The sequence below is a fragment of the Sphingobium sp. RS1 genome, assembly GCF_056156825.1.
The window spans coordinates 1,797,305-1,813,066 of record NZ_JBLZXE010000002.1; the positions used below are offsets into that span (position 1 = coordinate 1,797,305).

Here is a 15,762-nt window from a genome sequence, read left to right on the forward strand (position 1 = left end):
CCTGCGTGGGCTATCGGGCGCCCCACCCGTCCGTCGCCCACCAATCCTCACAGCGCGAGACAGCCGGTTCCACAGCGTCATTCGCGATAATGCGCCTGATAATAATGATAGGCTTCGTCGACATCCTCGAACGACACCAATGTGCCATCGACCAAGACCGCGGCCATGTCGCAATTCTGGCGGATGAAGCTGGGATTGTGCGACACGAAGAACATCGAACGATCGGCACGCTTGACGATCAGTTCCTCATGACAGCGATTCTGGAAGCGCTGGTCGCCCACGGCGACCACTTCGTCGATCAGGAAGCAGTCGAAGTCCACGACCAGCGAAATGGCAAACCCCAAGCGCGCGCGCATGCCGGCTGAATAATTTTTCAGCGGCTCCCGCATATAACGGCCAAGTTCGGCGAAATCCTCGACCGCCGGCAACGCTTCCTCGGGGTCCTTGCCATAGATGCGGCAAATGAATTTCAGATTGTCATAGCCAGTCAATGACTGCTGGAACGCGCCGGAAAAAGCCAGCGGCCAGGAAATCGTCATGTCGCGCTCGACCCGACCGCTGGTCGGTTTCTCCACGCCGCCCACAATCCGGATAAGCGTGGTCTTGCCTGCACCATTGCGCCCCAGAATGCCGATCTTCTGGCCCTTTTCGAGCGTCAGATTGACATCGCGCAGGACATGGTTCGGACCACGGCGCGTGTGATAATATTTGTTGATGTCGACGAGGCGGATCATTCGGGCACGAGATTCTTGCTGGCATAGCGGATTTCGATGAGCGCGAAGAACATCAGAGCGACATTCCACCCGATCAAATAGGCAGGGTCATAATGCGCCTTGAAATGGGAACCAAAGAAACCGTCGCGCACCCATTCGACCCCGGTCACCATTGGCACGTACAGTACGAGTTCGCGCAGGCTCGGTGGTGCCGCGTCCACCAGCCAGCCGGCCCCCGACAAGGGGAACATCAGATAGGTCATCGGATGCCAGAATTTGTCGATCAGTTCCGTCCGGTTCGACAACGCGCCAATGAACATGGCCAGCGAGATGCCGAACCAGGCGAGCATGCACCAGCCAACCACGACCTTCGCCGGATCCTCGGGCAGGTCAAGCCAGCCGATCGACGCGAAGAAAAGGCTGAGAACGAAGAAGGAGGTACCGACGCCGATGCATTCCAGCAGCACGCGCGCAACGAAGATGTCGATGACCTTCACATTGCGATGATACATCAGCGACAGATTGGGATGGATGGCGCCGACCAGTCGGTTTGGCATGTTGCGCCAAACCAGAACGCTGGAATAGCCGGTCAGCGCGAACGCCGCGATCGGAAGGTCCGATCCATGGACCGTCCTGAGCGCCGTCCACAACAAGGTGACGCCGATGGTGAAGATCATCGGTTCGACGAACAGCCACAGGAAACCGATATTGTGCCGCCCGTAGCGGGTGATGACCTCGCGCATGATGAGCGCGCCGATCACCCGCTTCTGGATCGCCCAGGATCGTCCCAGGCTAGGCGTCTGCCCCGGATTTTCGATATCCTCTTGCATCAGTCGCCATGCTCGCGAACACCCGCGAGCAACATGGTGGCAATCGCCCACAGGACGAGCCCGACGGCCATCGTGCTCAAGATACCGCGCAGACGCTTGGGTGCAGCGGCGCTGTCAGGCAGGCTGGGCTGCACAATCCGCTCGACATAGGCTTGCTTGCGCCGGGCCTCGTTTCGCGATTCCTGAAGCGAGGTCATCGCTGCTGCCAGATCACGATCGGCCAGCTGGCTTTCCAATTGGAGGCGCTGGAATTGCGCCGCACTGGCCGCCAGCGACTTCTGGTTACCCGCCACCAGTCCGGTCTGCGCGGCAATCTCGCGGTTCAGTTCCGCGATGCGCGCGCGCAACACCGGAACCTGCGGGTTCTGCGGCGTCAGCAACTGCAATTGCACCAGCTGCGTCTTGGTGGAGATCATGTCGTCCTGCAGCTTGGAAATCATCTGCAACTGGACGGTCGCCTGCTTTTCCGGATCGACCACGCCTTCCTGGTTCCGATAGGCCGACAGGGCCAGCGCAGCCGCCCGCGCCTTGGCCTTGGCATCCGCGACCTCGGCGCTGCTGTAACTCACCAGATCCTCGCGACCGCGTCGGTTGAGGCGGTTGACCAGCGTTTCCGCCTGGTCCAGCAGGCGCAGGTTGATCTTGCGGGCTTCCTCGGGGGTAAAGGCTTTGACAGAGAGCGTCGCGATACCCGACGCCGCGTCATATTTTACCTCTACATGGTCCTGATAATAGGCATAGAGCTTTTCATTGCTGCCGTTGAGGCCAAGACCGTTGAAACGATTGAGGAACGAAACATCCCCATTGCCAAAGGCGCGGCTGACGAGGCCGTCGCGGTTCAGCGCACCGAGCGCGTCCCGCGAGATGATATAGTCGTTGGCAACGAACGCGTCTTCGGAAGCATTGGTGAAACCGCCACTCTTGAGCAGAGCACCCAGCCCCGAGCTCGACTGCTTCTCCGAACTTTTGACGACGAACCGCGATTCCGATGTGTAAACATTGGAACTCAGGAGAAAATAAACGGTCGCGATAGCAGTGGGGACAAGTACCGTTGCGATGAAAAGCGAAGGCAATCCACCGATTTTTTCGGGAATTTTTGTCATTGAAAAGCAAGTCTCTCGGTTCGCGAGTTTGTTACGCGCTGCACAAATCAATGTCCAGCGCCTTGCTTATCGCTCCGCCGACAAAAAAGGACCGCTGAAGGCTTGCCATATCCATCCACGCCTTTGTATCTGCGATGCATCACGCACATGCGGGATTTAAGGACCAGCGCGGAGGCGGACGCATTCCATGAAAATCACGATGATCGGCACAGGTTATGTTGGACTTGTGTCAGGGGCCTGTTTTGCGGATTTTGGTCATGACGTGGTGTGCGTGGACAAGGACGCGGGGAAGATCGCGGCGATCGAGTCCGGTCGGATGCCGATTTTCGAGCCGGGCCTGGACAAGCTGGTGGGCGACAATGCGGCGTCGGGCCGGCTGACGTTCACCACCGACCTGGCCGCCGGGGTCAAGGGCGCCGACGCGATCTTCATCGCGGTAGGCACGCCCTCGCGCCGGGGCGATGGCCATGCGGACCTGAGCTATGTCTATGCTGCGGCGCGGGAAATCGTCGAGGCGCTGGATGCGCCGGCGGTGATCGTCACCAAGTCGACCGTGCCGGTGGGCACCGGCGACGAGGTCGAGCGGATCGCCCGTGAGCTCAAGCCCGACCTCGACATCCAGGTCGTGTCCAACCCCGAATTCCTGCGCGAAGGCGCGGCCATCGGCGATTTCAAGCGGCCCGATCGCGTCGTCGTCGGCACCACCGGGTCCGAACGCGCGATCGCGGTGATGAGCCAGGTCTATCGCCCGCTCAACCTCAACCAGGCACCGCTGATGTTCACCGGCCGTCGCACCGCCGAACTGATCAAATATGCCGCCAACGCCTTCCTGGCGACCAAGATCACCTTCATCAACGAAATGGCCGACCTGTGCGAAGCGGTCGGCGCCGAGGTGCAGGACGTGTCGCGCGGCATCGGCCTCGACAACCGCATCGGCTCCAAATTCCTCCATGCCGGCCCCGGCTATGGCGGTTCCTGCTTCCCCAAGGATACGCTGGCGCTGGTCAAGACCGGCCAGGATCATGACGCCCCGATCCGCATCGTCGAGACGGTGGTGCAGGTCAACGACCTTCGGAAGAGGGCGATGGGCCGCAAGATCGTCAAGGCGCTGGGCGGCGACGCGCGCGGCAAGACGGTCGCGCTGCTGGGCCTGACCTTCAAGCCCAATACCGACGACATGCGCGACGCCCCCAGCCTCGCCATCGTCCAGGCGCTCGAAGATGCCGGCGCGAAGATCGTCGCCTATGATCCCGAAGGCGCAGAGGTCGCGGCGCCCATGATGCCCAAGGTCGTCATGGCCAAGGATGCCTATGAAGCCGCCAACGGCGCCGACGCGCTGGTGCTGGTCACCGAATGGGACATCTTCCGCGCCCTCGACCTCAAGCGCATCGCCGAAAGCATGAACGGCACCGCCCTGGTCGACCTGCGCAACATCTATCCCGCAGAAGAGGCCGCCGCCGCTGGCTTCACCCTCTCCCGCGTCGGCGGCAACGTCGGTTGAGGGACACGGACCGTATGATGCCCTTCGCCACACAAGCAGGACGCGCCGCATGACCAGCGCCATTATCACCGGCATCACCGGACAGGATGGCGCCTATTTGGCCCAGACCCTGCTCGACAAGGGTTACACGGTCTACGGCGCCTATCGCCGCACCAGTTCGGCCAATTTCTGGCGGATCGAGGAGTTGGGGATCACCAACGATCCCCGGCTGCATCTGGTCGAATATGACATCACGGATCTGTCTGCGTCGATCCGCTTGCTCCAGCGCTCCGAAGCCACCGAGGTCTATAATCTCGCCGCGCAGAGCTTCGTTGGCGTGTCCTTCGAACAGCCGGTTGCCACAGCGTCGATTACCGGCATCGGCGCGCTCAACCTGCTGGAAGCGATCCGGATCGTGAACCCCGCGATCCGCTTCTATCAGGCGAGCACGTCGGAAATGTTTGGCAAGGTGCAGGCCGTCCCGCAGACCGAGCAGACGCCCTTCTATCCGCGTAGCCCCTATGGCGTGTCGAAGCTGTTCGCCCATTGGAGCACGATCAACTATCGCGAAAGCTATGGCCTGTTCGCGTGCAGTGGTATCCTGTTCAATCATGAAAGCCCGTTGCGCGGCCGCGAATTCGTGACGCGCAAGATCAGCGACGGGGTCGCCAGGATCGCCCTGGGTCAGCTGGATTGCCTGATGCTGGGCAATATCGATGCCGCTCGCGATTGGGGTTATGCGCAGGAATATGTCGAAGGCATGTGGCGCATGCTGCAGGCCGACGAACCCGATAATTATGTGCTGGCGACTGGCCGCACGGAAACCGTTCGCACCTTCCTGCAACTCGCCTTCCGCTCGGCCGGGATGGAAATCGCCTTTTCCGGCACGGCAGAAGAGGAAATCGCGGTGGACACCGGATCGGGCAAGACCGTCATGCAGATCGACCCGCGTTTCTATCGACCGGCGGAGGTCGATCATCTGGTGGGCGATGCCGGACATGCGCTGGACCGCCTAGGCTGGCGCCCGGAAACATCGCTGGAGGCGTTGTGCGACATGATGGTGCAGGCGGATATCCGGCGCAACCAAGCCGGCGTCAGCTTTTAAGCGGCCAATAGCATGGCTAGGGTGCTCATCACCGGCTGCGGCGGCTTCACAGGTCGCCATCTGGCTGCAGCTATGGCCACCAGCGGCCATGAAGTCCATGCCCTCGTCCATGAAGGCGAACACCGCCCGGTGCCATCGGCCCATGCGTTGCATCAATGCGACATCGGCAATCAGGCTGCCCTGTCGGCGCTGATTCGGACAATCGCGCCGCAGCAGGTCGTGCATCTGGCCGCCATATCCTTCGTGCCCCATGGCGATCTGGCGGAAATGTATCGGACCAACATTCTGGGAACGCGGCACCTGCTCGGTGCGCTGGCGGCCTTGCCCGAACGGCCTGACGCCGTCCTCGTCGCCAGCAGCGCCAACGTCTATGGCAATCGCGGCGGGCGCCTGAGCGAGGACATGCCCGTTGCTCCGTTCAACGATTATGGCGCCACCAAAGCCTCGACGGAAATCATCTGCCGGCTTTTCGACGCGCAATTGCCGATCATTCTCGTCCGGCCTTTCAACTATACCGGGCTGGGCCAGCAGGCCGAGTTTCTGATCCCCAAGATCATCGATCATGCGCGGCGCGGCATCACCCGGATCGAACTGGGCAATCTGGACGTGGCGCGCGACTTTTCCGATGTCCGGACGGTGGTCGACGCCTATCAACGGCTGCTCGCCACTCCACAAAGCCATGGGCGCACCTTCAATATCTGTTCGGGCCGGCCGGTCGTCCTGCGCGACCTGCTTGACTTGGCGGGTCAGCTTGCCGGGCACCGTTTCGAACCATCGACCAATCCGGCCTTCGTCCGGCCGAACGAACCTGCGTCGCTCTGCGGTGATCCCGATCGGCTCGAACGGGTAATCGGTCCACTACGCGCCATACCGATCGCTCAGACACTGCAATGGATGTTGAACGGCTGACCGCAAAAGCAGACCAGTCCAGATCACCACACATATTAAGCTTGCAACCCGCCATGGCCTATAGTGGATAGGCGACGGCAGTCTGGCTCTCTCGCCGACGGCCCTGAACATTGGAAGACCGCATGAATCGCCTGACCCACCAAGAGACGAAGCGCCCGCGCCGCCATGCCGCCGCCCTGCTCGCTTTGCTGATGCTCACTTCGGCCTGCACATCCGTCGGTCCCGGCAGGCAGCGCATCATGAATGCGCCGGAAAAATCCTCGATCCGCGGGATCGAGATCGTCAATCTTGACGACGGCAATTCGCCCTATCTCGCCCCGACGCAGCCCGCCCCGGATTTCGCGAGCATCTTCGGACCTTCCATGCCGGTCGGCCAGATCGTCGGCAAGGGCGACGTGCTTCAGATCATGATCTGGGAAGCCCCCCCTGCCGTATTGTTCGGCGGCGTCAGCGTTCCCGGCACGGTCACCGGTAGCCAGGGCACACCGCTACCCGATTTTCTTGTCGGCGACACCGGCCGCATCACCGTACCCTTCGCCGGATCGGTTCAGGCGTCGGGGCGCACCCTGACGCAGATCGAGCAGGACATTGCCGGCCGGTTGCGCAACAAGGCTCACTTGCCTCAAGTTACCGTACGCCTGGCCCAGAATGCATCGGCCACCGCCTCCATCGTGGGCGAAGTAACAACCAGCGTGCGCATGCCGTTGACGGCCAAGGGCGAAACCATTCTGGACGGCATCGCCGCATCGGGTGGTACGCGCCAGTTGGCCGATAAGATCACGGTGCAGCTTACCCGTGACGGTCAGTCGGTCATGATGCCGCTGCAAACAGTGATCCGCGATCCGCGTCAGAATGTCATCCTGCGTCCCGGCGACGTGGTGACCGCGCTGTTCCAGCCGTTCAGCTTCACGACGCTGGGCGCTGTGAAGGCGAATGCGGAAGTGCCGTTCGAATCGACCGGCCTGACCCTGTCGCAGGCTATGGGCCGTGCCGGGGGCCTGCTGTCCGCCGATCCCAAGGGTGTCTTCGTCTTCCGCTGGGAAGATGCCGCCCTGTTCCCGAACCGCAACGCCGATACGGTCGTCAATGCGGAGGGCAAGGTGCCGGTCATCTTCCGCGTGGACATGAAGAATCCGACCACTTACTTCACGATGCAGCGGTTCCAGATCCGCGACAAGGACGTGATCTACGTCGCCAACAGCCCGATCTCGGAATTCCAGCGTTTCGTGGGGATCATGGCCTCCACGATCATTCCGGTCATCTCGGTCGACAACGCCATTTCGCGGAACTGATCCGTCTTATCCCCGGGGGGCCGGATACCCCTGCCCCCGGGGACAATATCTTCAGGCCGTCACCGCCGCCCGTTTGACATGGGCGTCATGCAGAGCCTTCATATCCTGCGAACGGCGACGCGGCATGACCAGCAGCCCCTCCGCCGTCGATATGATGACGCAGTCGGTCATGCCCAGCGCTGCCACCGGCGGGCCACCATCGACCAGGATGAGATTGCCGTTGCAATCGACCGTCGACACATCGCCCCGCATCGCATTGCCATCGGCATCCTTGCTGCGCGCGGTCCAGAGCGCATCCCAGGAACCGACGTCGGACCAGCCGATATCGACCGGCACCACCACGGCGCGATCGGTCTTTTCCATGACGGCGCAGTCGATCGAGATATTGGCGCTGGCCAGGAAAGAGGCCCGGCCCGGTCGCGACAGGCCGCCATCGGCCGTAAGCGCCGCCATGGCCGCCTCGACCGGCCGCGCGACATCAGGCGCGTGGCGCATCAACTCACCCAGAAAGGCCTCGGGCGTGAACAGGAATATGCCGGCATTCCAGCTATGCCGTCCTTCCGCCAGATAGCGTTCGGCAACCGCCAGCGGCGGCTTTTCGACAAATTCCCGCACCCGGTGGATACCCGGAGTGCCATCCAGCGCCTCGCCGCTCTCGATATAGCCATAGCCGGTCGCCGGATGATCGGGCTGAACCCCGAAGGTCACCAGATTGCCTGCCAGCGCAGCTTCGACCGCCAGTTCGACCTTGCCCAGAAACAGGTCCGGATCGGCGATGACATGATCGGACGGCATGACCAGCATCAAGGCCGGCTCGCCCTGACCGGCGATCCAGTGCGCGGCCATGGCGATGGCGGCCGCCGTATTGCGGCCCTCTGGCTCCAGCAGGATGGCCGAGGCCTCGATACCGAGCGTCCCCAGCATCTGCGTCAACAAACTGCCGTGCTGCTCGCCGGAAATGAAGATCGGCGCCGCGAAACCAGGACGCCCCGCCACCCGCGCGATCGTGTCCTCCAGCATCGACTGTTCGGACACCAGGCTCAGAAACTGCTTCGGCCGGTCACCACGCGACAGGGGCCACAATCGTGTCCCGGATCCGCCCACAAGGATGGCGGGATAGATACGCATGGAAAAACACTCCAGAAAGGCAGAACATGTCGGCATCGCGAATGGAAAATCGCATGCCGATCATCGTCATTGACGCAACAGGCCGACCTCTTCCGTCACGGCTGCTATGCCACGATTATCTGAACAAGCCATAAAGTCTTTATCGCCCGTCAGGCCGCATCGCCATGCACGATGTTGATGGCCCGCCTTTTGCGCCGGCCATCATAGGGCAGGGATATGAGCGTCGCCGGATCGCGCAACAATCGGTCGACGGCATTGTCGACAAGCATCTGCAACCCTTCCTCGCTCAGCAGCCCGCCGCGGATCAGGCATCGATCCACCAGCACGCTGCGGAAGGCGGCGTAGAGTTGCATGTCCGGCGCGGCCGGCGCAGCCCAGAAATCGTCCAGCCCCGCGCGATAGACGACGCCGGGAATCTTGTAGACCGAATGCCCCAGCACGACGACCGGTTTGCCGCTGTTCAGCGCAAGCGTACCAACCGTGCTGTTGACGGTGACGACGCCCAGCGACTTGTCCACCACTTCGGCAATGTCCCAGTCGGACAGATAGACCACCCGGTCGGCGACGCCATAATAGCTGGCCAGACGGCGCGTCAGCCGATCCCACCCCACCAGACCGGGATCGAGCGGGTGACGCTTCACCACCAGCGATACTCCAGCGGGAGCGTGCTGAGCAAAGCTCTTGATGACGAAGCGAAGCGCGGCCCGCATATTGCCGAAGGGCGAATGGATGCGGATCTGATAGTCGGAATTGAGCTGCAAGGGCAGCGTGAAATAGGGCTTGTCCTTGACCTTTTCCCATTCGGTGAGCGACCGCCGTTCATGGCTCTGGCGCATCACCAGCTTCCAGCACCAGGCAACCGATTCCATCAGGAAGCTGTGCGGCCTGTGCGTGTTATAGAAGGGGAAATATGGCCGCATCAGCGCGGACGCCAGCCCGTTGCGCATGGTATTGCGCGCCCGCGCGCGGAAAGTCGACGGCACGGGCGGCAAGGCCACTTCCTGTTGCGGCAGAGTGCGCGCCTGATCCATATACCATTGCGGGTCGAGTGGCAGGGTGGAATTGCCGTTCACCCCGTCATCCTGCAACGTCATGAAATCCGGCCGGATATAGCCTTCCTCGACGACATGGACACGCAGGTCGCGCAGCCGTGCCATGCCATGTGCAGACGCATGATAGGGGCGGCAATCGCCATAGAGGATGAGGTCGGTAACACCCTGATTCACGACGAAATCGTCGAAGAAAAGCGGCCAGTTGCGGAACGTCCCGCGATAATCGGTCGCCTCGCCGGGCCAGTCGATCTTGTCGCCACCATTGATATTGATCCGCAGCGCACGATGCCCCCGTGCGCGCAATGCCTCTGCCAGCATCGCGAAATAGGGACCGTGCGGGCCTTGCAGGAAAAGGAAGGTTTTCGCGGCAGTTTCAGCCATGCAGGAACTCGGCGAACAAAGTCATAAAACGGCGCAACTTCCCCTGTAGCATCCGCAGCCGGATGAGCCATGTCACCGGCGGCGTCGATCCACTTGCCATGCGATCCACCATCACTTCCGGACCGCACGGCAACCGCGTAACCGGATCGATATAGCGAGGATAGAGAATGAGCGCCGCCGCCACAAGCTGATCCACGCTCAGCTGACGGCCACGGCGACCGGTCGGCTCGCCCAGGTCACGGGTCAACCCCCAGCCAGCGTAGAAGGGCATGCCATGCACCGTCACGGCACGGCCGCGCATCAGCGCCTCGAAACCGGTCAGCGACGACAGGACATGCACTTCGTCCACTGTCTGCACCAGCTGCATCAACGGCGCGCCGATATCGATGGCATCGGCATGCGCCAGCACCTTCGCGTCAGGCAAATGGCCCTTGCGATGCCCGGCCTGCACGTCAGGATGGGGGCGATAGACGATCCAGGCATCCGGTTCGGCCTTCCGGACGCGGGCCAGGAAATCCAGATTGCCCGCGACCCCCGCGCCGCCGAAATAGACGGACAGGTCATCCTCTACCTGCCCGATCGCCAGCACGGTGCGACGTCCGGCCGGCAGGCCGATCATCTTGCCCGCGTCCGTGCCATATTTGGTAACGCCCACAGCGCAGATACGCGCCCGCAATTGCGCCGCACGTTCAACCAGAGCAGGCGAAAAATCATGAGTCGCCAGCAATGTTTCCAGATCACTGGCCTTGCGCGCGTCATAATAGATGCCGGTACGATCCACCACGACCGACCCGGGGGGATGCAGCGCCGCCCCCAACCCACGCGATCGCAGGAAGCCGTCCTCCACCTGCGCGATCGGCACGCCCAGCGCCGCCGCCTGCCCGATCGTTTCACGCGGCACGCGCGATGGCCAGATCGCCAGCGCACCGCCCTCGCGCCGGGCGCGGTCCAGCCCTCGCCCCACCGACAGGAAGGGCGGCGTCTGCGACCCGTCCCACAGGAAATGGCGGATCGCCTCCTTCTTCCAGAAGGCCATGCCGCTGGCGGCAACGATCCCGCGATTGCCATCCAGATGGCGTCGCCAGTCGGCCAGCTGGGTGATGGCCTGGTCCACACTCACCGACGCGCCGGTGAAGCAATTACGATATTGCGCAGCCGCCAGTCGCGCCTTCAGCGCCCTGCGCAGCATGGCGGGATCGATCGTCCGGCCATCGGGACCGATTACCGGAACATCCATCATCCCGGCGACCAGCGCCAGTTCATCCTGCGCCTCCGCATGCACGGCGCGCGCCTGTGCGACCAAGGCCCATGGATCGCAACCGGCCGGCACGCCTTCGCGCACGATCGGGGTCAGTCCTTCCGGGCGCGCGCGCCAAAAGTCGCCGCCAACTCTGGCCTGCGCCAGCAGGGCGATGGTCGCATCCGACACCGTTTCCGCCACGGCACCATCCGCGACCGGCACGCTGATCGCAGCGGTCGCCGGTGCAATACCAGCAAAAGGTGGGGATCGCAGGAACGGGACAGGAGGCATCAGCGCGCAATATATCCTTGCGCGTCAGTTGCTTGTACCGATGATAGCCTGCTCGGGGCCATGTCCTGTCCTTCCATATCGCGCCCGACCATGCGGATGCGGTCAGAGAAGGTCAAGGAACAGAGACTGTTACTTCTTCAATCAGGTCGGTGATGATGTCGAAATAGTCACGCCAAGTCGGAGCCCTCCAGACGGAGATCCGATCCAGTTGGGCGGCTCGCTCCGGCGAATCGACACAGCTATAGGCCTCGATCGCCCGCATCCAGCCCATGCCGTCGAGCGGATCGAAATAGTCGGGTGCATCCCCCCCCACCTCACGATGGGCCACGATATCGCTGCATATCACCGGCACGCCCGCCGTCAGCGCCTCGACCACCGGCATGCCGAACCCTTCGATGAAGGACGGCATCAGCATCGCCCGCGCCTGCGCGACCAGCGCCTGCATGCGGTTGTCGGACACTTCGCCCGCCTCGATCACATGGCCGCGCAGCGCCTCGCCGCGTTCCAGCATGTCGATGACATTCTCATTTTCCCAGCCGCGCCGGCCCACCAGCACCAGCACCGGCGCCGCATTGCCCAGCCGGTCGACCAGCCGCCGCCAGATGTTGAGCAGCAGCAGATGATTCTTCCGCGGCTCGATCGTGGAAATATAGATGAAATAGGGCCGGTCCGGCACATCGTCATGCCGGTTGGAAAAGATATCCGCCGGGTCCGCGCCGAAATGGGCGACGCGAATCGCCCGCCCGTCCAGCCCGCGTCGCATATGCGGGGCCAGCGCATCGATCGTCGCCTGGCTGTTGCCGATGATCCCGCTGGCATAGCGATCGATCGTACGCACCCGTTTCAGATGCTCGTCCGCCCCCTGCGGCCGGGCAAATTCGGGATGGCTGAGCGGGATGACGTCATGCACCAGCGTCACCAGCTTCGCGCCTTCGGCCCGCAGGATCGCGCCGACCTGCGCCTCATCATCCAGGTGGTGCGGCGACACCTGCAGATAGATGCGCGGCCCCGTGGCACGCGGCACCGGGCGTGGGCGCGTGGCGAACATATGGCGGATCACCGCCGCCTTGCCCTCGCCCGCGTCGGTCGATCGCGCATTGCGCCATTTCGCCGCAGTAAAGGCCAGGAACTGGCGCACCGCCGCACTGCTCAACCGGCCATAATAGCCCCCGGCCGGATGGACCGCCGCAAAGGCCAGCCGGTCAGGAATCCGTTCCAGCAATTCGCGGGCATAGACATATTCGACCCGGTCAATCCCGGTCGGCGCAGGGTGGAAGGCGCGCGACAGCAGGCGCGACACGTCCAGGATGACCTCGCTCTCGCCGCGTGTGCCGGCAAATTGCGTGCTGGCGCGCTTGGAGCGCAGCGCCAGCCGGGCACCGGGCGCTTGAAAGGGACGCAAAGCCATGTCAGCGCCTATCCCACAGAATGTTGCCCCACAGGCTGTTCGCGAAGGGAAGCGGCATCAGAATTGCGCGCGAATCTCGTCGGCCAGCGCCTGCAAGCCATCCTTGTCGGCTTGTGTGCCCGCACCATGGGCGACGAATCCCGTGGGATCGCCCTCCCAGCGCGGCAGGATATGCATATGCAGGTGAAAAATCGTCTGCCCCGCGGGTGCGCCATTGAACTGCGCGATCTGGATGCCATCGGGGTTCAGCGCCTTGCGGATGGCGGTGGCGACCTTCTTCGTGGTCGCCATCACCTGACCCAGCGCCTCATCCTCCATCTCCAGCAGGTTGCGTGCCTTGGACCATTTGGAAATGACCAGCGCATGCCCCTTGGTCTGCGGCATGATGTCGAGGAAGGCGAAGGTCGTGTCATCCTCATAGAGCTTTGTCGACGGGATTTTGCCCTGAAGAATCAAGGCAAAGATATTGGCGTCGTCATACGTGCCGTCGAGGCTCATGGATTGCCCTTAGCTGATATAATGGGCGGTCGTCTTAGCAGCGACTTCCTCCGCCGTCACGCCCGGCGCCAGTTCGACCAGCTTGAACGGGCTGTCATGGTCGGGGCGCTGGAACACGCACAGGTCGGTGACGATCATGTCGACCACATTCTTGCCGGTCAGCGGCAGTGTGCATTCGGGGATGAACTTGGCGTCGCCATTTTTCGACGTATGTTCCATCACCACGATGATCTTCTTGACGCCCGCGACCAGATCCATCGCGCCGCCCATGCCCTTGATCATCTTGCCGGGGATCATCCAGTTGGCAATGTCGCCATTTTCGGCGATTTCCATCGCCCCCAGCACGGTCAGGTCGATATGCCCGCCGCGGATCATGGCGAAGCTGTCGGCGGAGCTGAAATAGGCCGACTGCGGCAATTCGCTGATCGTCTGCTTGCCAGCGTTGATCAGGTCGGCATCCTCCTCACCCTCATAGGGAAAGGGGCCGATGCCCAGCATGCCGTTTTCCGACTGGAGCGTCACCTCGACCCCTGCCGGGATATGGTTCGCCACCAGCGTCGGGATGCCGATGCCCAGATTCACATAGAAACCGTCCTTGAGTTCCTTCGCCGCCCGCGCGGCCATCTCGTCACGAGTCCAGGGCATCCTTATTTCTCCCCACCGGCGGGCGGCGCCCACCTCTTGTCCATTGGAAACACGTCGTAGAACCCGCCCTTCAGGCCGCTGCCATAGACAGGGTTGGGCATCACGAACCAGCCATTGCCCCACAGGCCTGCGATCGGCAGTTGCATCGTCGCGGCGCGGCGGGCGGGCACGCTCTGGCCAGCCACATTGAACAGGTCAGAAAAATCGCCCAGCTGGTCGCCGCCCATGGCGATGACGCAATATTTGCCGGATATCGTCCAGCGGCGGCCGTCCTTGCGCGATCCCATGGCGTCGTCGCCGCTCAGATACAGCGTCTGGCCATGCACCGCCTCACCCAGCCCCGCCGCCTTGATGGCGCGCGCGGTCGCATCGGCATTGGCGGCCGACCGGTTGGTGTTGAAGATTACCGTCACGCCCAGATTGCGCAGCGCGCCCAGCGCATGATCCGCGCCCGGCACCGGCCCGACCGCGCCTTCGCCGGTCTTCTCCCATGCGTCCCAGGCTGCGGCATCGAAGCCCCTGCCCGTCTTCGCATCATGATATTCATAACCGGTGTTGAGCATCACCGTCTCGTCGACGTCGAACACGGCGGCGAACGGCTTGTCACCGCAGGGCAGGAATTTCGGTGCAGCAAGTGTCGAACCTTCCGCCAGCACCACGCTGTCGGCCGGCCGCGCTTTCACCTTTGCCGCCACATAGCCGAGCAGCGCATGCCAGGCCTGCACCGAAATCGCAGCACCCTCGCCCGAGCCGTAGAGATATTGCATCCCGGCCGGCGGATTGGCCGCCCGATCGATCGCCAGCGCGGGTACGGAGGTGGCCTGCGTGGTCGCGCAAGCTGCCAACGGCGCCAGCAGCAACGCACAGCCCAGACGCTTGGTCATCACCATCAGGCCGCTTCCCGCGTCCGCACCGTCCTGAACTCGATCTTCTTGTCGTAAGGCGCGCCCACAATCATCCGCTTCACATAAATGCCCGGCAGGTGGATCGCGTCGGGATCGAGCGTACCGGTCGGCACCACCTCCTCGACCTCGGCGATGCAGACCTTGGCCGCCGTCGCCATCGGCTGGTTGAAATTGCGCGCGGTCTTGCGGAAGATCAGGTTGCCGCTCTCGTCAGCCTTCCACCCCTTGATGATCGCCACATCAGCGAAGATGCCGCGCTCCAGGATATAATCCTGCCCGTCGAAATTCTTCACTTCCTTGCCCTCGGCCACCTGCGTGCCGACACCGGTCTTGGTGTAGAAGCCGGGAATGCCCGCCCCGCCGGCGCGGCAGCGTTCGGCCAGCGTCCCCTGCGGACAGAATTCCACCTCCAGCTCGCCGGCCAGAAACTGCCGCTCGAACTCCTTATTCTCGCCGACATAGGAGGAGATCATCTTCTTCACCTGCCGCGTGCGCAGCAGCTTGCCCAGACCCTCGCCGTCGATGCCGGCATTGTTGGAGGCGATGGTCAGATCCTTGACCCCCGAATCGCGGATCGCGTCGATCAGCCGCTCGGGAATGCCGCACAGGCCAAAGCCGCCCGCGCACAGATGCATGCCGTCGAACAACAGGCCATCCAGTGCCGAAGCCGCATCGGAGTAGAGCTTCTTGACCATCCGCATCCGTCCCTTTTCTGACAATTTCACCCTGTTCTAGGCACCCGAACCAATCAATACCAATGATTTGTTTTTTCCGCTAAGCAT

General features: G+C 62.7%; 15 protein-coding genes. 4 read left to right on the forward strand and 11 right to left on the reverse strand.

Annotated features, from left to right (window positions below):
* Positions 1-77 precede the first annotated feature (77 nt).
* The 3 genes from ACNHGR_RS10285 to ACNHGR_RS10295 are packed head-to-tail and all read right to left on the reverse strand — an operon-like array spanning position 78 to position 2,697.
* Positions 78-734 carry an ATP-binding cassette domain-containing protein gene (locus ACNHGR_RS10285; RefSeq protein WP_184267005.1) on the reverse strand — a complete coding sequence of 219 codons (657 nt, stop codon included), beginning with the start codon at positions 732-734 and terminating at the stop codon, positions 78-80.
* Positions 731-1,543: an ABC transporter permease gene (locus tag ACNHGR_RS10290; protein ID WP_184267006.1), complete on the reverse strand. Its 813-nt coding sequence runs from the start codon at positions 1,541-1,543 to the stop codon at positions 731-733. The genes ACNHGR_RS10285 and ACNHGR_RS10290 overlap by 4 nt, the downstream gene beginning before the upstream one ends.
* Positions 1,543-2,697, reverse strand: coding sequence for a KpsE/RkpR family capsule polysaccharide export protein (locus tag ACNHGR_RS10295; protein ID WP_475285878.1), 1,155 nt, complete (start codon positions 2,695-2,697; stop codon positions 1,543-1,545). The genes ACNHGR_RS10290 and ACNHGR_RS10295 overlap by 1 nt, the downstream gene beginning before the upstream one ends.
* Positions 2,698-2,833: 136 nt before the next feature.
* Here ACNHGR_RS10295 and ACNHGR_RS10300 point away from each other — a divergent pair, with 136 nt between their 5' ends.
* The 4 genes from ACNHGR_RS10300 (at position 2,834) to ACNHGR_RS10315 (ending at position 7,432) form a co-directional block, all read left to right on the forward strand.
* Complete coding sequence (locus ACNHGR_RS10300; protein ID WP_184267011.1) at positions 2,834-4,147, forward strand: UDP-glucose dehydrogenase family protein; 1,314 nt, start codon at positions 2,834-2,836, stop codon at positions 4,145-4,147.
* Between the two features lie 49 nt (positions 4,148-4,196).
* The gene (gene gmd, locus ACNHGR_RS10305) at positions 4,197-5,231 is read left to right on the forward strand and encodes a GDP-mannose 4,6-dehydratase (protein WP_475285880.1); all 1,035 of its coding nucleotides are present in this window, start codon (positions 4,197-4,199) and stop codon (positions 5,229-5,231) included.
* A 12-nt stretch (positions 5,232-5,243) separates the two neighbouring features.
* Positions 5,244-6,140 carry an NAD-dependent epimerase/dehydratase family protein gene (locus tag ACNHGR_RS10310; RefSeq protein ID WP_475285882.1) on the forward strand — a complete coding sequence of 299 codons (897 nt, stop codon included), beginning with the start codon at positions 5,244-5,246 and terminating at the stop codon, positions 6,138-6,140.
* Between the two features lie 122 nt (positions 6,141-6,262).
* Positions 6,263-7,432, forward strand: coding sequence for a polysaccharide biosynthesis/export family protein (locus ACNHGR_RS10315; RefSeq protein WP_475285883.1), 1,170 nt, complete (start codon positions 6,263-6,265; stop codon positions 7,430-7,432).
* 51 nt (positions 7,433-7,483) lie between these two features.
* Here ACNHGR_RS10315 and ACNHGR_RS10320 read toward each other — a convergent pair whose 3' ends face one another.
* From ACNHGR_RS10320 to ACNHGR_RS10355, 8 genes are all read right to left on the reverse strand, one after another.
* Positions 7,484-8,560 carry a mannose-1-phosphate guanylyltransferase/mannose-6-phosphate isomerase gene (locus ACNHGR_RS10320; RefSeq protein ID WP_475285885.1) on the reverse strand — a complete coding sequence of 359 codons (1,077 nt, stop codon included), beginning with the start codon at positions 8,558-8,560 and terminating at the stop codon, positions 7,484-7,486.
* Between the two features lie 149 nt (positions 8,561-8,709).
* A complete protein-coding gene (locus tag ACNHGR_RS10325) occupies positions 8,710-9,993 on the reverse strand; it encodes a capsular biosynthesis protein (protein ID WP_184267020.1) in 1,284 nt (427 codons plus the stop codon).
* Positions 9,986-11,524 carry a capsular polysaccharide export protein, LipB/KpsS family gene (locus tag ACNHGR_RS10330; RefSeq protein ID WP_475285887.1) on the reverse strand — a complete coding sequence of 513 codons (1,539 nt, stop codon included), beginning with the start codon at positions 11,522-11,524 and terminating at the stop codon, positions 9,986-9,988. Before ACNHGR_RS10330 ends, ACNHGR_RS10325 begins: the two co-directional genes overlap by 8 nt.
* A gap of 112 nt (positions 11,525-11,636) precedes the next feature.
* Positions 11,637-12,932: a glycosyltransferase family 4 protein gene (locus tag ACNHGR_RS10335; RefSeq protein ID WP_475285889.1), complete on the reverse strand. Its 1,296-nt coding sequence runs from the start codon at positions 12,930-12,932 to the stop codon at positions 11,637-11,639.
* Between the two features lie 57 nt (positions 12,933-12,989).
* Positions 12,990-13,430: an HIT family protein gene (locus ACNHGR_RS10340; protein ID WP_184267025.1), complete on the reverse strand. Its 441-nt coding sequence runs from the start codon at positions 13,428-13,430 to the stop codon at positions 12,990-12,992.
* A 9-nt stretch (positions 13,431-13,439) separates the two neighbouring features.
* Positions 13,440-14,075 (reverse strand): CoA transferase subunit B, encoded by a 636-nt coding sequence (locus tag ACNHGR_RS10345; protein WP_184267027.1) that lies wholly within the window; start codon positions 14,073-14,075, stop codon positions 13,440-13,442.
* 2 nt (positions 14,076-14,077) lie between these two features.
* Entirely contained in the window at positions 14,078-14,965 is an 888-nt protein-coding gene (locus ACNHGR_RS10350) for an HAD family acid phosphatase (RefSeq protein ID WP_475285892.1), read from the reverse strand.
* Positions 14,965-15,675, reverse strand: coding sequence for a CoA transferase subunit A (locus ACNHGR_RS10355; protein WP_475288390.1), 711 nt, complete (start codon positions 15,673-15,675; stop codon positions 14,965-14,967). The genes ACNHGR_RS10350 and ACNHGR_RS10355 overlap by 1 nt, the downstream gene beginning before the upstream one ends.
* Between the last annotated feature and the right edge of the window lie 87 nt (positions 15,676-15,762).

Excerpts from the sequence above, each read along its gene's own strand:
- ACNHGR_RS10285 (WP_184267005.1), bottom strand. The coding sequence starts at position 734 with ATGATCCGCCTCGTCGACATCAACAAATATTATCACACGCGCCGTGGT.
- ACNHGR_RS10290 (WP_184267006.1), bottom strand. The coding sequence starts at position 1,543 with ATGCAAGAGGATATCGAAAATCCGGGGCAGACGCCTAGCCTGGGACGA.
- ACNHGR_RS10300 (WP_184267011.1), top strand. The coding sequence starts at position 2,834 with ATGAAAATCACGATGATCGGCACAGGTTATGTTGGACTTGTGTCAGGG.
- gmd (WP_475285880.1), top strand. The coding sequence starts at position 4,197 with ATGACCAGCGCCATTATCACCGGCATCACCGGACAGGATGGCGCCTAT.
- ACNHGR_RS10310 (WP_475285882.1), top strand. The coding sequence starts at position 5,244 with ATGGCTAGGGTGCTCATCACCGGCTGCGGCGGCTTCACAGGTCGCCAT.
- ACNHGR_RS10315 (WP_475285883.1), top strand. The coding sequence starts at position 6,263 with ATGAATCGCCTGACCCACCAAGAGACGAAGCGCCCGCGCCGCCATGCC.
- ACNHGR_RS10320 (WP_475285885.1), bottom strand. The coding sequence starts at position 8,560 with ATGCGTATCTATCCCGCCATCCTTGTGGGCGGATCCGGGACACGATTG.
- ACNHGR_RS10325 (WP_184267020.1), bottom strand. The coding sequence starts at position 9,993 with ATGGCTGAAACTGCCGCGAAAACCTTCCTTTTCCTGCAAGGCCCGCAC.
- ACNHGR_RS10330 (WP_475285887.1), bottom strand. The coding sequence starts at position 11,524 with ATGCCTCCTGTCCCGTTCCTGCGATCCCCACCTTTTGCTGGTATTGCA.
- ACNHGR_RS10335 (WP_475285889.1), bottom strand. The coding sequence starts at position 12,932 with ATGGCTTTGCGTCCCTTTCAAGCGCCCGGTGCCCGGCTGGCGCTGCGC.
- ACNHGR_RS10340 (WP_184267025.1), bottom strand. The coding sequence starts at position 13,430 with ATGAGCCTCGACGGCACGTATGACGACGCCAATATCTTTGCCTTGATT.
- ACNHGR_RS10345 (WP_184267027.1), bottom strand. The coding sequence starts at position 14,075 with ATGCCCTGGACTCGTGACGAGATGGCCGCGCGGGCGGCGAAGGAACTC.
- ACNHGR_RS10350 (WP_475285892.1), bottom strand. The coding sequence starts at position 14,965 with ATGGTGATGACCAAGCGTCTGGGCTGTGCGTTGCTGCTGGCGCCGTTG.
- ACNHGR_RS10355 (WP_475288390.1), bottom strand. The coding sequence starts at position 15,675 with ATGGTCAAGAAGCTCTACTCCGATGCGGCTTCGGCACTGGATGGCCTG.